At 43.3% G+C, this 14,104-nt stretch carries 14 protein-coding genes; 9 read left to right on the top strand and 5 right to left on the bottom strand.

Features of this window, described 5'->3' with window-relative positions; genetic code table 11:
- Positions 1–87 precede the first annotated feature (87 nt).
- Both M1K58_RS06870 and M1K58_RS06865 read left to right on the top strand, forming a co-directional pair.
- Complete coding sequence (locus tag M1K58_RS06870) at positions 88–519, top strand: hypothetical protein (RefSeq protein ID WP_256757907.1); 432 nt, start codon at positions 88–90, stop codon at positions 517–519.
- A 41-nt stretch (positions 520–560) separates the two neighbouring features.
- Positions 561–1,103, top strand: coding sequence for a GNAT family N-acetyltransferase (locus tag M1K58_RS06865; protein ID WP_256757906.1), 543 nt, complete (start codon positions 561–563; stop codon positions 1,101–1,103).
- 55 nt (positions 1,104–1,158) lie between these two features.
- Here M1K58_RS06865 and M1K58_RS06860 read toward each other — a convergent pair whose 3' ends face one another.
- Positions 1,159–1,644: a hypothetical protein gene (locus tag M1K58_RS06860; protein WP_256757905.1), complete on the bottom strand. Its 486-nt coding sequence runs from the start codon at positions 1,642–1,644 to the stop codon at positions 1,159–1,161.
- A 216-nt stretch (positions 1,645–1,860) separates the two neighbouring features.
- Here M1K58_RS06860 and M1K58_RS06855 point away from each other — a divergent pair, with 216 nt between their 5' ends.
- The 3 genes from M1K58_RS06855 to yjcZ all read left to right on the top strand — a co-directional run bounded on the left by M1K58_RS06855 (position 1,861) and on the right by yjcZ (position 5,495).
- On the top strand, positions 1,861–3,327 hold the full coding sequence (locus tag M1K58_RS06855; RefSeq protein ID WP_256757904.1) for a bacteriocin maturation protein: 1,467 nt from the start codon (positions 1,861–1,863) through the stop codon (positions 3,325–3,327).
- Positions 3,324–5,267, top strand: coding sequence for a TOMM precursor leader peptide-binding protein (locus M1K58_RS06850; RefSeq protein ID WP_256757903.1), 1,944 nt, complete (start codon positions 3,324–3,326; stop codon positions 5,265–5,267). The genes M1K58_RS06855 and M1K58_RS06850 overlap by 4 nt, the downstream gene beginning before the upstream one ends.
- Positions 5,268–5,390: 123 nt before the next feature.
- Entirely contained in the window at positions 5,391–5,495 is a 105-nt protein-coding gene (gene yjcZ, locus M1K58_RS06845; protein WP_169280063.1) for a sporulation protein YjcZ, read from the top strand.
- A 145-nt stretch (positions 5,496–5,640) separates the two neighbouring features.
- Here the strand turns inward: yjcZ and M1K58_RS06840 are convergent, their stop codons facing one another.
- Positions 5,641–5,763, bottom strand: coding sequence for a sporulation protein YjcZ (locus M1K58_RS06840; RefSeq protein ID WP_256757902.1), 123 nt, complete (start codon positions 5,761–5,763; stop codon positions 5,641–5,643).
- A 229-nt stretch (positions 5,764–5,992) separates the two neighbouring features.
- Between M1K58_RS06840 and M1K58_RS06835 the strand changes: the two genes are divergently transcribed.
- Both M1K58_RS06835 and ribF read left to right on the top strand, forming a co-directional pair.
- Positions 5,993–6,130 carry an MYXO-CTERM sorting domain-containing protein gene (locus M1K58_RS06835; RefSeq protein ID WP_256757901.1) on the top strand — a complete coding sequence of 46 codons (138 nt, stop codon included), beginning with the start codon at positions 5,993–5,995 and terminating at the stop codon, positions 6,128–6,130.
- 267 nt (positions 6,131–6,397) lie between these two features.
- Positions 6,398–7,330 (top strand): riboflavin biosynthesis protein RibF, encoded by a 933-nt coding sequence (ribF, locus tag M1K58_RS06830; RefSeq protein ID WP_256757900.1) that lies wholly within the window; start codon positions 6,398–6,400, stop codon positions 7,328–7,330.
- Positions 7,331–7,399: 69 nt separating this feature from the next.
- Here the strand turns inward: ribF and M1K58_RS06825 are convergent, their stop codons facing one another.
- Both M1K58_RS06825 and M1K58_RS06820 read right to left on the bottom strand, forming a co-directional pair.
- Positions 7,400–8,365: an NAD(P)/FAD-dependent oxidoreductase gene (locus M1K58_RS06825; protein WP_256758272.1), complete on the bottom strand. Its 966-nt coding sequence runs from the start codon at positions 8,363–8,365 to the stop codon at positions 7,400–7,402.
- A 124-nt stretch (positions 8,366–8,489) separates the two neighbouring features.
- Complete coding sequence (locus tag M1K58_RS06820; protein WP_256757899.1) at positions 8,490–9,167, bottom strand: YjgB family protein; 678 nt, start codon at positions 9,165–9,167, stop codon at positions 8,490–8,492.
- Positions 9,168–9,557: 390 nt separating this feature from the next.
- Between M1K58_RS06820 and M1K58_RS06815 the strand changes: the two genes are divergently transcribed.
- Positions 9,558–9,860, top strand: coding sequence for a hypothetical protein (locus tag M1K58_RS06815; RefSeq protein WP_256757898.1), 303 nt, complete (start codon positions 9,558–9,560; stop codon positions 9,858–9,860).
- A 44-nt stretch (positions 9,861–9,904) separates the two neighbouring features.
- Here M1K58_RS06815 and M1K58_RS06810 read toward each other — a convergent pair whose 3' ends face one another.
- Positions 9,905–10,753 carry an AraC family transcriptional regulator gene (locus M1K58_RS06810; protein ID WP_256757897.1) on the bottom strand — a complete coding sequence of 283 codons (849 nt, stop codon included), beginning with the start codon at positions 10,751–10,753 and terminating at the stop codon, positions 9,905–9,907.
- Between the two features lie 106 nt (positions 10,754–10,859).
- On the opposite strand from M1K58_RS06810, the gene M1K58_RS06805 reads away from it, so the two are divergent.
- Entirely contained in the window at positions 10,860–13,925 is a 3,066-nt protein-coding gene (locus M1K58_RS06805) for a glycoside hydrolase family 2 TIM barrel-domain containing protein (protein WP_256757896.1), read from the top strand.
- The last annotated feature ends 179 nt before the right edge of the window (positions 13,926–14,104 follow it).

Below are 14,104 nucleotides of genomic sequence, written 5' to 3'. Positions count from 1 at the left end.
AACACTGATTCCATCGATACACCCCAATACGAAGGTAAAGCTATTTATTTGACTTGCTACCATTTTCATATAGAAGGAAGGTAAAGAATGAAAATAGCTATGAACATATTTTTATTAATGTGTTTCATTACAACAGGCTGCTCGAAAGATGCAAGCACAAAAGATGAAATATTAATATCGGCCGCACAGATTAAAGAATCATTTGAGACGTATTATGATATTCCATTATCAGAGCCAAGTGGATTAAGTCCGGAAAATGTATTTATAAGGAACTTGAACGGAGTCAAACCTGAAACGTATACAATGAATGAAAATCAGTTTATCAGCTTTTATGTCTTTTCCAATAAGCAGGAAGCTGAAAAGGGACTCAAGGAGTTTGAAAATAGTACAGCAGCAGCGGAGTTGGTCATGCACAGCAAATACCAAATAGCGAATGTACTACTTTTCTATGTCGCGGACGAAGCAGTAAAAGATGGGCGTGTTAAAGATATTATGGAGGGATTTTTGGTTACGAAATGACATGATCGTTAATATAGCTGAGCCGGAGGAGGAAAACAATTGTGGAAATCCGTCGTTTAGGTCATACGGATGTTGCAAATATAAGGGAGCTCATGATAGACGTAATTTCAAGGCTCCCATCACAAGATCTTTTTGCTAAGGATGATGAAGAATACTTGCGCGCCCAAACCCAAGAAAACGGTGAAATATATGGTATATATCTCAATGGGAAACTCGTTGCCTATTCAATTTTGGCGTATCCAGGTTTGAGTGATCGTAATCTGGGAAGAGAATTAGGTGTGCCAGAGAATGAATTACCTTTTGTGGCTGCTTTGGATGCTACTGTTGTTCACGAATCCGTTCGTGGTATTGGTCTGCAACGACAATTCCATGAGTTACGTGAAAATAGTGCTCGGGAGAACGGTTATCGGTACCTGTATTCAACTGTCCATCCAGACAATCATGTGAGTATAATAAATTTAGAAGCAACAGGATTTATTCGCCAATTTACCCGTCTAATGTATGGCGGAAAATCTAGGCATTGTTATATGAAATTTTTAGATGAAGTAAAAAACGAAAGAGGTCAGCCCGTAAAATCTGGCTAACCTCATAATACGACAAGATACACAGTTTAATAATCGAATCCATAGTCAATCAAACTTAGCCTTTCAAGAGGCCCATCAGCGGCATAATGGATTTTACCATACCCATGCCCATGTTGACTGCAGGCCAAGCTTTATTCATGAAGTTCATAATTCCGCCTAAACCACCGAAACCACCTAGAAAACCGCCACCACCTCCGCCTCCTGGAGCTGCGGCTGCTGCAGCGGGAGCGAAATTGCCGCCAGCGCCACCGAAATTGCCACCACCGCCCAAATTACCTCCACCACCACCAAAATTACCGCCACCCAAATTGCCAAAGCCCATGCCTGGGAAAAATCCTGAAATCATCGCTTTTTTAGTTCTATGTGAGGAAGCGTGATTTATTTTCCCCCTGCCCTTTTTCCCCGAAAGGATCAATCTTCCGTTCTCGACATCCTTTATAAAGCCAACATAAAAGCTACCGTTGTTCAATATTACGCAAACAGGTTGATCTATCATCTGCTTTGCTTGCTTACTGATCGCAATTTGCTTTTTATGCATCATAGTCTGATCTCCTTTCCTGTACTCTTTCTACAATTTATTCAGAAGTTGATGTGCTGCTTGTACGTTTAACTATGCAATAACCGACATATCCCTAGTAGAAAATGGTTGAGAATATACACCATACCGCGACCGAAGTCATACATTATTTCGATAAGTGGGCTTTTGTCTAGAAGCCCCTACAATTAAGGTAATCTTGGGGGAGGCATAGAAAGTCTCATGGCCAATACCAAAGTATTAGCTGTCGGTGATGGTTCTTTACTAGTCTCATTAGGAGCAGCATTATTCGAATCGGGATTCGAATTTGAATTGTTTGAATGGACGATTTCCCTAAAAAAAGTGACAGCCTGGAGGAAAAAGGTACAGCCGTTTGATCGGGTAGTGTATGTAAGTGAACAGCTGATGGCAGATGAAATTCAATCTCTTCATACAGCATGCAGGGCTGAGAACAAGCCGCTTCTTACAGCGCTATGTAGTGGTCAAACGGGGCTTGTAGGACCGCTGGTACATCCGGACTCAGACATTTGCTGGGAAAGCGTATGGCGGCGAATACATCGTTCCGCGATTCGTATTGAGCCATTGAATCCTACACGCAATATTATTGCGCTGCAAATGCTGTCCAACATCATCGTATTTGACTTGAGTAGATCGATTACAGAGGTAACGGAATTAGAATTAAACTATAAATTTTATTTGCTTGATCTGGACTTCTTGGAGGGCAGCTATCATTCGTTCTTGCCACATCCACTCAAGAGCGATGGAAGCAATAGAATGACCACGGAACACATTCCGAACTGGGAGCATCTGCTTAGGGACGGCGGGAACAGCAGTGAAGAACTTACTGAGTTTTTGGAATTTATTAGTCACGTAACATCGCCGCAAGCGGGTATTTTACATCTTTGGGATGAGGGAAACCTGAAGCAGCTTCCACTTTCACAGTGCCTTATTCAGGCTGTCAACCCGCTGTCGGAAGGTCCAGCGGATTTGCTGCCTGCTGTTATTGGAACGGGACTTACGCATCTGGAGGCTCGCAGGGAAGCGGGGTTAGCTGGGATAGAAGATTACGTCACAAAGCTTGTGGGATTATACGGAATAGGAGCTGGGGTTACAGTTGAAGAGGCTATCTATCGTGGTCTCGAAAAATGCTTGATGCAGCAATTAAGCTTGGAAATAGCTATGCGGAACCCCACGATCTATAACGTTCAAATCCATTCGATCGAGGATCCGCACTGTCATTATTATTTACAAGCATTGACGACGATGCACGAAGCGCCGACGATCGGATGGGGCGAAGACATGCTCGGCTTACCAGTTGTGTGGGTCAACTCTGGCGATTGTTGGTATGGCAGAGTGGATTTGAATAGGACTTTAGCTCTTAGAATGGTACTTCAGCAGGCACTCCACAAAGCACAAAATCCAAAAGGAATTTCAACGATACAGGTTATAGAATGTCCAAGCGGAAATCTTCAAGAAGCTATCTTAATAAGCGCAGATATTGAAAAAGTCAAAGAAAAAGCGCATATGGAATGGCTTCAAAATGCCTTACACACCTTAAAACAGCATCAAACGAAGATCTCCATTGATGAGATTGGAGTCGAGCCCTATCTGAATGAGCATTTGGGTGGTTTATTTGATGTCAGGCTTGAGTTTGATGTCAGACTCGAAGGGGAGGAACCGTCCAAGTGAATGAGATCATAGTAATCGTCGGAATAGGAATGTTGGCTGAGCAAGTTAGTGAGCTGTTATCCGAACGATTCACAGTCGAGAGACAGATTGATTTCGAGCTTGGCTTCTCTGAATCGGCTAAGCTGGTTGTGGTACTGAGCGATGAGTGGAGACCCACACATTATGAGAACGCAGAAAGCATAATGCAGCAAGCCGGAATCCCTTGGCTGAGAGGCTTTATTTTACACGATGAGGGTGTGATCGGGCCGCTAATTCAGCCTGGTATAGCAGGCTGCTCCCAGTGTGCAGATTTAAGGTACAATACAGCGGGACGTGATCGAGACAATAGTTTGGAATTACAAATGAACTTATTGTTGGATGGTGTCGTTCAGCGTGATTTATCTACATCTCCATTTGGTGTTGTGCACACAAGCTACTTAATCGCAGCTGAAGCGCAGAAGATGATTCAAGGTGAATCTGTTCAAACAAAGGGGAAGCTGTACTTAGTCGATCTAAAAACATTGAAGAGTACACTTCACGCATTCCTGCCGGACCCCTTGTGCCCTTATTGCGGTAATCTGCCTAATGATACACCGGATCAAGCGAGATTTTCATTGCAGCCATGCCTTAAAGTCAACCCTGAAACGTATCGCTGCAAGTCGTTGGATGAACTCAGTTTAGGATTAATTAATTCATATTTGGATGAACGGGTGGGTATCTTCAATAACAAAATTGTGGATTGGTTATCGCCGTTTTCCAATGTGTATATGAATATGCCAGTGATAATGGGGAATGAAACTGCTGCTGGTCGTTCTCAATCTTATGCGCAAAGTGAACAAACTGCCATTCTGGAAGGATTAGAGCGTTATTGCGGAATGTTCCCAAGGGGCAAAAGAACGATGGTTTATGATACTTATCGTAATTTAGCTGAACTGGCATTAAATCCGGTGGAGTCGGGAGTTTACTCGGATGAACAGTATGCACAAACGGATTTCCCTTTCCAACCTTTTGATCCTAATGCTGCGATGAATTGGGTATGGGGTTATTCCTTTATGCTTGAGCGTCCGATTCTCGTTCCTGAGCAGCTTGCTTATTATAGCTCTGGAAATGGAGATAGCTTTGTCTCAGAAGGCTCGAATGGGTGTGCATTGGGAGGGAGCTTGGAGGAGGCGATTTTCTACGGCTTGATGGAGGTCGTCGAGCGCGATTCGTTCCTGTTGACATGGTATGCACAGCTTTCTGTCCCGCGACTTGATCCCTATTCATCTAACGACACGCAGTTGAAGCTAATGCTAGACCGATTGCAGGAGGTTGCAGGGTACGATATCTCCCTGTTTAACACGACGATGGAGAATGGTATTCCAAGCATTTGGGCGATCGCGCAAAACAAAAGGAAAACAGGAGCGAATCTGATTTGTGCCGGAGGAGCTCATCTGGATCCTGTGCAGGCTGCCAAAAGCGCGCTTATTGAAGTGGCGGGTAATATGACATTCCTCAACGAAATGTTAAAGGTGAACAGGGAGGAGATCACCCGAATGCTGGTTGATCCTTTCCTGGTGAGACGGATGGAGGATCACTCTTTGTTATACAGCCTTTCTGAATCTGAGGATCGGCTCCGTTTCCTGCTGAAACAGAATCGTCCGCTTAGAACGTTCGAGGAGGAGTTTCAACCCAAAGCGGCGCATGCTGATTTGACGGAGGATCTCAAGGAACTACTACAGAAATTCAGCCAATTAAATCTTAACATAATTGTGATTGATCAGACCACACCCGAAACATTACGACACGGACTACATTGTGTGAAGGTTTTGATCCCGGGCATGGTACCCATGTCATTCGGACATCACCTTGTACGGTTAACAGGATTAGACAGGATATTGAATGTACCGATGAAACTAGGCTATAAGAAAAGCTTATTGACCTTAGAGGAGCTAAATCCTCATCCTCACCCTTTCCCTTAATCTAAGGTGGGTATATGCGGATATTCAATGATTCTGTGCGAATGCACTGACCGGATAATTATCCCTGCATAATTTAACAGGGTGATGTATAATCACAGATCAAAGAATCAGGTGGTGATTTCGATGAGTTACGGTGGATCTTGTGCAGGTTACGGTGGTATGCAAGCAGCTGCTTTTGTACTTGTACTTTTCATTCTCTTGGTCATCATCTTACGCGCAGGCTATTAATGAACGTATTGCCACCATGCTAATTTAGCATGGTGGTTTTTACGTTTAAGCTTATTTCAGTTTGTAGAGTATATATTTAATATTTTTAAAATTGCCATGAAAAAAACCCGCGAATGCTGTTGCATCGCGGATTAATCCAATTTGATTAGTAACCTGCTTTTAAGATAATGACTAACAGAATGAAGAGAACAAGGGCAAATGCAGCTGCCTGCATTCCACCACCATTGCCTGCGCAACTTCCGCCATATCCACCAACAGCTCCGCTCAAAGAATTCACCACCGATTTGTTTAGTTGTGATAGTTGATCACCCGGTTAGCTTATGTAAAGATCCCTGTATGGTACAGTACATTTAACTAGAGTAAACAAAACTCCGCAAGTGCACAGAAGGGTTGAGGAATAATAATTCTGGATCTGTGCGAATGTACTGTCAATTTATTTGACCCATCATAAGCTATCAGTGTGATGAATAGTCACAATAATAACGGGTGGTGATACTATGGGTTATCCAGTTGCTGGTACAGGTGCAGGTTGCTCTTGTGCAGGTTATGGTGGTGGAATGGGAGCTGCTGCTTTCGCTCTTGTTCTCTTCATTCTGTTGGTCATCATCTTAAAAGCCGGAACAGGGATTTGCTAAGAAGTAAGTATAGTAAGGTTTATCAAGTGATCTAGTTATTATCCTCACATACTCCTCCGCTCCTACTTCGTTAATAAGATGGCGAACACACAATCCCGCTCAGCCACTCGGTTGGGCGGGATTGTGTGTTTGTTAACCATACATTATATATGCTTATGTTGACTATGTTGTTTGACGGGATTACAATAGGTCTGAACAACGAACGGCGACTTATCGAGGCAAAGCCCCAAAATGTTAAATTTGGATTAATGGGATAAGGTGATCATCGTGGAATATATAAAGGTTACAAATGTGCCTCCTATGAGTAAGGAGTCTATTGTACTTTGTATCGGAATTTTCGATGGGCTGCATAGGGGGCATCAGTATCTTTTCCAGCAAGCGCGTAAATTGTTGAATGAAGATGACAAATTAGCAGTGTGGACGTTCTCATCACTCGATCAAACATCAATAACCCCAATAGCACAGAAGAGGGATCTGCTAGAACGCCAAGGTATTCAGAAAATGTACGAAGTTGAAGTTTCTGAAGCCTACACCAAGATCACGCTAGAAACATTCACACTGGAACATTTAACCCTATTAAACGTTAAATACATTGTGGTAGGAGAAGGGTTTAGTTTTGGTAAAGGGCACGCTTCTGATGTTGAATTACTCCAGCAATTGTGTGAGCGAATTGGCGTGCAAGTTCTAATTGTTCCACTTCTGCGAAGGAATGACAAGATAATCAGTAGCACCGAAATTCGCGAATATATTAAGAATGGGCAGGTTCGATCTGCGAGCCAGTTGCTAGGACGTAATTATTCACTCAAAGGGATCGTTGCTCATGGGAACAAGGTGGGAAGAACACTAGGATTTCCAACAGCAAATTTGGATCAAATAGACGAATATGTCGCACCATCAGCGGGTGTTTATTTGGGAACTGTAGAACGATATGATCCGATAATAGAACAGACAGAATCGTGGAACTGTCTCATTAGTGCAGGGTATCGACCAACAGTTGGAGGGAAGTCATATAAAGTAGAAGCTTATCTTTTGGACTATTCCGGAGATTTGTACGATCAGACGATTTCTGTTTCTTTTGTTGAACGGATGAGAGGTGAGATCAATTTTGCTTCACTGGATGATTTAATCGTACAAATGAAGGAAGATGAACGGAGTGCCAGAGAAGCATTTGGTATGCCTCTGGATAGACAAAACACATGATAGCCAATAGAACCCCATCAAGCTCAAAATGAGTTTGATGGGGTTCTATTCGTTGGTAGCGCCAGTTCCTTATCTCTTCATATTACTACTATGACCAGGGGATAGCTTAGCATTTGGATCGACGTATACTTTGGCATTGTTAATAGCTGTCGGTGCTTCTCCGAATCCTACAGCTATTAATTTGAGCTTGCCTGGATAAGTAGTAATGTCGCCAGCTGCGAATATTCCCGGTATGCTAGTTTCCATTCTAGAGTCCACGACGATAGAGCCATTCTGAATCTCGATTCCCCATTGTGCAATAGGACCGAGAGAAGAGACAAATCCATAGTTTACGATAAGTGAATCACAAGGGATATCTTGTGTTTCTCCTGTTTTACTATGGCTGACGGTAATGGAATGAAGCTCATCATCTCCATGAAGCTTTTGTATTTCCACTGGGGTAATGATGTTGACTTTCGATTGCATTAAGGTCTGAACACTATGCTCGTGCGCACGGAATTTGTCGCGACGATGAATAAGCGTCACTTGCTCAGCGATCGGCTCCAGCATGAGTGCCCAGTCGACAGCGGAATCGCCCCCGCCACAGACAACGACCTTTTGGCCGGCATATTGGTTCAAGTCTTTAATGAAGTAATGTAAGTTTTTCTTCTCAAATTGAGTAGCTTCAGGCAACTCCAACCGTCTTGGTTCAAATGCACCCACACCACCGGTAATGATAACAGATTTACTATAATGTGTTGTTTTATCTGTCACGATTTCAAAATGATGCTCATCTATTTTATTCACTTGAAGTACTTTTTCCTCTAAGGCAATTTGAGTAGGGAAATGCTCTAATTGTTCTATTAGATTATTGACTAGCTGCTGTGCGGTCACTTTAGGAAATCCGGCAACATCGTAAATATATTTTTCCGGGTATAAAGCTGCAAGCTGACCACCTAACTGCGGCATACTATCAATAATTTTTGCGCTCGATTGACGCATACCTGCATAAAATGCGGCAAACATGCCCGCAGGTCCTCCACCGATAATCGTCATATCTATGAATTGTTCTGGTTGTATGCTTTTCAAGTGATCTGCTCCTGTTAATTATATATTTTATACATTTATATATACTAACATAAAACAGGAGACAGAGCCATTCCAATCTTCATTCTAGAAGTTAATTGGCCATAGAATTGATTGAATCCTGAGCAGAAAATACGGAAATATGGTCAACCTTGCCGGTTGATTTAGAAATGATAAATTTGAGCTGAAATTGTTTGTTCGCTTGGTAAATATAAATCGTGTCCTCACCGTTAACTTTGGTTTCGTCGGGTTTGCCTAGCGTCTGCTGAATTTGCTTCAAGGTTAATTTCTGCAGCTTAGCGTCACTTGAACGAACGTCAAAGATCAGGCTCCCTTTATTAAAGCCAAATACAGCATTTTTCTTCACGTATGTGGCGTATATTCCTTTTCCGGCGGCGTCCTGCGTATCTGCTTCACCCCAAGCCTTCTCAACTTCATCGATTAATCCTGTATGCGCAGCATACTCAATCCCGGGTGCTTTGCCATCCTTGGCAAGCTCGAGGATTTCCTTGATTTGTTTACTCGTAGCTGAAGCTTCTGCAGTCGCTGATGGTTCTTGAGAAGGTTTCACATTCTCGGGACTTGCGGACGGACTCGTTTTCGGACTAGAGGAAGGGCTCGCCAATGGACTTGCAGAAGGACTGGTGATTGGTGTTTCAGACGGCACTACTGACTGTGACGGACTGGATTGGTTATTAGAATTACACGCAGTTAGCGTTAGCATTCCAACAAGCATTGCGGAGAGTGTAATCATTTTAATCTGATTGTTCATGTTGTTATCTCCTCTAAGTTTCATTTATTGAATTCATTAAAGGAAACGATGCAATTCGCAATAAGTTACGAATATCATTCGAATAAAAAAAATATCTAGAGGCAAAATACCGATAAGCTGAATTTGTTATTTGGGGGTGACCGTGAGTTGTATACATTGTTGTTTATTTTAGGCCTAGTAGCTTGTGTGTATTTAATTGTCGGATCTATTGTGATCTTTCGCAGACAACAGAGGAATAATTCAACATTAGATAAGAGTGCCAGTCTAACTACAGTAAAGCATCCCATAGTCGCTAATCCGATATATATCCTATATATCGTCATCCCTGTGGTCACAATCATAATTGCAATGATTATTGTATTCTTAACTCAATAACAAGGGGGTGTAGGAATGGATTCCCAAACCTATTATGTGTCGGTTCAGTCCAAAACGATTATGACTCAGCAAGGTGATGCGGCATATGAGTTTGAAATTGAAGCTACTTCTGAGGAGCTCCAAAAGCTACAAGAGCTGTTCGTTGAGATGGAGGATTTCGATAACAGGAGCTATATCCGTAATCAAATCCCTGGAATTCCTTACCATCACGATAGTGAGAATGATGGTTATGACTATTATCTCAAGGAAATATATAATACGCTCCACGAATTGGGGACAGAAGAAACAAGAAATCATATCTCTTCAATGAATTTGTAAATAATCGTTTGATTTTGCACACACTAACGACTAGCTTGCTATTCCTACAAGCTTAGTCGTTTTTTTCTGTACTCGCTTGGTGCAACACCGTAGATTTGATGGAAAATGCGAGTAAAGTACACGGGCTCCATACCTACGTGCTGAGCGATTTGACTGACATTCATCTCGATATGTGTAACCAACAGTTGCTCCGCAGCTGTCATTCGGACTTGTCTTAAATATTGTAGTGGTGTGGTTTGGAAGGTTTGGACAAAAAGTCTAGTCAGTTGCTTCTGTGAGTATCCGACCTGTTCTGCAAGTTGTGAAATGCTGATGTTACGATGCATGTAATCTTGAAGAAACTTCGATGCTTTTAGCACGACGGACTCGCGGTAAGTCTCTGGTGCAGTCCGAGAATTTGTCAGAAGCTCAAGTTCAGCGTAAGACTGTTTACGAAGCTCAGTAAGTAATGAAAATAACAGCTCAGAGGAATTCCACATATCGTGGTTCAATCCTGAACTATGCCAGATGTCCTCTAACAACTCAAGTAATCGAGTCGTAGACTGTACAGGAATGATGGTTGGTTTATTTCCCAGCGCCCAAGATTCTCTAGCTGCATCCGATCCATGAAAGGATACGAAGCCAACTAGCCAGTCACCTTCGTTCTCAGCAACGTACTTATTTGGAAATCCAGCGGGAATATAGAGAACGGTATTCGGAGACACGATGTCCCATTTATTCTGATCAAACCAATGGACTTTACCATGCCCAGAAGCCGTTATGAGTAATTGGTGTGCAGAGAAGCCTTCCACTCGATTAATTGGAGGCTGTTGCTCCATGCCAGTCGTATACACAGCTAAGGGGAGAATGCGTTCATCGGATAATAGATTTGTTCGCAAAGCGAGAGTGGTCAAATTAATCCCCTCCTTAAAATGTCCATTTTGTACTGGGATTTGTCCTTTTCGAAAGCTATTTTGAACAGTATAGCACACCCTATAATAGAGAGGAGAAATCAGATGATTGATTAGAGAGGATGCGTGTAGCTCAGTGGTCAATATTGCGAAGAATTGGGAAGATCCAACCGTCCTGCAAGTAAACAGAGAGGCGGCTCGCGCTTATTTTGTTCCATATTCGGATTACGAGACTGCCGCCACAGAGAAGCGCGGTCACTCTCCCTTTTATACTACTCTGAACGGAAAATGGAAGTTTCGCTATTATTCTAGCGTATTGGATGCGGAAGAGGGGTTTTACGAAGAAACGGCTGATGTCTCAAGTTGGGATTCTCTTCTAGTACCATCCTGTTGGCAAGTTAATGGCTACGATCAGCTTCATTATACAAATATTAACTATCCAATTCCTTGTGATCCTCCGCATGTTCCCGATCGTAATCCTGCAGGACAATACGTAAGAGAGTTCGAAATATCGGAAGCATGGGAAGGTAAAGAAAAATTCATCGTATTTGAGGGTGTCAACTCGTGCTTTTATGTTTGGATAAACGGGGTTTACGTCGGCTATAGCCAAGGAAGTCGGGTTCCAGCCGAGTTCAATATCACTTCCCACGTCCGAGTGGGCATTAACAAGATCGCAGTTATGGTGCTGAAATGGTGCGATGGCACTTATATAGAAGATCAGGACAGCTGGAGATATTCCGGTATTTTTCGCGATGTTTATTTACTTGCTCGGAATGAAGCAAGGGTACGCGATGTGTTCTTGAAACCAGTGCTATCAGATGATTTCGGCACTGCTGTGTTGAAAGCAGAATTGGACGTCATTGGCGATATTGAGGTTAATATTGAATTGAAGGATGCAAAAGGACAGACGGTAGCAACCGATTCGGCAGTTGTCAGTAAGAGCGGAAGCATTGCGCTTACTATTGACCAACCAATCCTGTGGAATGCGGAGCAGCCGTATTTGTACCGTGTATTCATTAGCTCAGGTGGTGAGGTTGTTACCTTCACTGTCGGCTTCCGTACAATTGAGATAGCGGATGGTGTATTCACAGTAAATGGGCGTCCCGTTAAGCTGAAAGGCGTTAACCGCCATGACTCCCATCCTACACTAGGTCAAACGATTCCGCTCAACCATATGATCAAAGACCTCAAGCTAATGAAGCAGCACAATATTAATACAGTACGGACTTCACATTATCCGAATGATCCGCGTTTTCTTGATTTATGTGATTCCTACGGATTTTACGTAATCGACGAAGCGGATCTTGAGTGCCACGGCATCGGAGGAGGAGATCAAGCGTTAGAGAACGAATCACATCGCTTATCCGATGATCCACAATGGAAAGAGGCTTTTGTTGAGCGGGCGGTCAGAATGGTAGAGCGTGACAAGAACCATGCCTCTATTATGATATGGTCCATGGGCAACGAATCGGGATACGGCAACAATCATATCGCGATGCAAGAATGGACGAAGAATCGAGATTCCTCCAGGCCCGTACATTACGAAGGGGCAGCTCCTCATTACAAAGGCAGCACCAACTGTGAGAGCCTTGACATCGAGAGTCGTATGTATTCTTCGGTTGAGTATATTGAGGAATACGCAAAGAATTCATTGAATGAGAAGCCTTTGTTCTTGTGTGAGTATAGCCATGCCATGGGAAATGGGCCAGGAGACTTGAAGGATTACTGGGATATTATTTATAAATATCCGAAGCTAATGGGTGGTTGCGTTTGGGAATGGACGGACCATGGTATAAGCACAGAAACCTCAGACGGCACACCTTTCTTCGCTTATGGTGGGGATTTCGGGGACATGCCTAATGACGGTAACTTCTGTATTGACGGACTTGTAACACCGGACCGCAAGCCGCATACGGGATTACTAGAGCTTAAACAGGTCATCGCTCCTGTGAAGATTGACATACTGGATGTGAATGTGGACCAGTTCAAGATTACAAATTTATATGATTTTGTCGACTTATCTAACGTGTATTTGCAATGGAAGCTCGAAGATGAGAGCGGGATCATCCAGCAAGGTGTCATCTGGCATTTGAAGGCTGCCCCACAACAGTCAGAGACAGTTCAGCTCGAGATCGATCGTACGGTCGGTCCACGTAAGAACAGATTGCTGTCGTTCTCTGTAAGAACGAAAGAGGAAGCGCCATGGTCAGAAGCTGGCCACGAGATCACCTTCCAGCAATTTGAATTTGAGCTTCAAGCAAGCAGTGAGGAAGCGAAGTTGGCTGCGAAGTCGATGGCCATGCCAGCTATACGTGTTCGGCAGTCCGGTGCTGATCTTATCTTGGAAGGTAGTGGATATCGTCATACATTCGACTTGAACGGAGGAACGTTCCGCAGTATTTCGAAGCATGAGGTAGAAATGCTGGCTGCGCCTGCACGATTCGCTATATGGCGAGCACCGACGGACAATGATATGTACGCGAAGAAACAGTGGATCGACGAAGGCTATGATCACATTGAGATGAAGGTTTATAAATGCGCATGGAAGAGGATCGACGATGGTCAAGTGGACATAACGGTCCGATTTTCACTCGGTAGCTATATCCGGCGTCCGATTCTGAGCGGTGAAGCCATATGGAGAGTCGACGGTACAGGTCAAATTACACTTATGGTGAATGCACAGGTGCGCGAGGGGCTTGTCTACTTGCCACGATTCGGACTTCAATTGACGATGCCTCAAGGCAACGAAGAGATTGAATACTTCGGTTACGGTCCTCATGAAAGCTATATCGACAAGCGTCAAAGTGTGAAAAAGGGCCACTACCTATTCACGGTGGACGAAATGTTCGAGTCCTATATTATGCCGCAGGAAAATGGTTCTCGTTACGGTACCGAGTGGGCAATCGCATCCAATTTGCTAGGTATGGGACTTCGATTCGAAGGAGAGCAGCCATTCTCACTCAATGCATCCCATTATTCGGCAGAGGATCTGGAACGTGCTTCGCATAATCATCTACTGAAGAAGAGTAAGATGACGATTCTTCATCTCGATTACCGAATGAGTGGAGTCGGTTCCAATTCATGTGGACCAGCGCTTGCAGAAAAATATCAATTGCAAGAGAAGTCGATATCGTTTGTAATGAAAATCAAGCCTGTATTTAAGGAAGATGAATAATCGGATCGAGCAAGTGATGTAGCTACTATAAAGGAAGGGGCAAAGTAAGTTACTTGCCCCTTCCTTTTGACATTAGAGGGGATAACCTTGAGATTATGTCATTGCACACAAATCGCTTCTTTGTTATTTATGAAGTATGCGATATATTTATCTTATTAATCACAACAAATATAAGTGAT

The organism is Cohnella sp. WQ 127256, assembly GCF_024519285.1.
In the GTDB taxonomy this organism is placed as follows: Bacteria; Bacillota; Bacilli; order Paenibacillales; family Paenibacillaceae; genus Cohnella.
This window is presented reverse-complemented; position numbering and strand designations above follow the sequence as displayed.

Bases quoted from the DNA above. Each gene is read 5' to 3' on its own strand.
- M1K58_RS06860 (WP_256757905.1), bottom strand. From the start codon at position 1,644: ATGATGCATAAAAAGCAAATTGCGATCAGTAAGCAAGCAAAGCAGATG.
- M1K58_RS06820 (WP_256757899.1), bottom strand. From the start codon at position 9,167: ATGAACAATCAGATTAAAATGATTACACTCTCCGCAATGCTTGTTGGA.
- M1K58_RS06815 (WP_256757898.1), top strand. From the start codon at position 9,558: ATGGATTCCCAAACCTATTATGTGTCGGTTCAGTCCAAAACGATTATG.
- M1K58_RS06835 (WP_256757901.1), top strand. From the start codon at position 5,993: ATGGGTTATCCAGTTGCTGGTACAGGTGCAGGTTGCTCTTGTGCAGGT.
- yjcZ (WP_169280063.1), top strand. From the start codon at position 5,391: ATGAGTTACGGTGGATCTTGTGCAGGTTACGGTGGTATGCAAGCAGCT.
- M1K58_RS06825 (WP_256758272.1), bottom strand. From the start codon at position 8,365: ATGACGATTATCGGTGGAGGACCTGCGGGCATGTTTGCCGCATTTTAT.
- M1K58_RS06870 (WP_256757907.1), top strand. From the start codon at position 88: ATGAAAATAGCTATGAACATATTTTTATTAATGTGTTTCATTACAACA.
- M1K58_RS06855 (WP_256757904.1), top strand. From the start codon at position 1,861: ATGGCCAATACCAAAGTATTAGCTGTCGGTGATGGTTCTTTACTAGTC.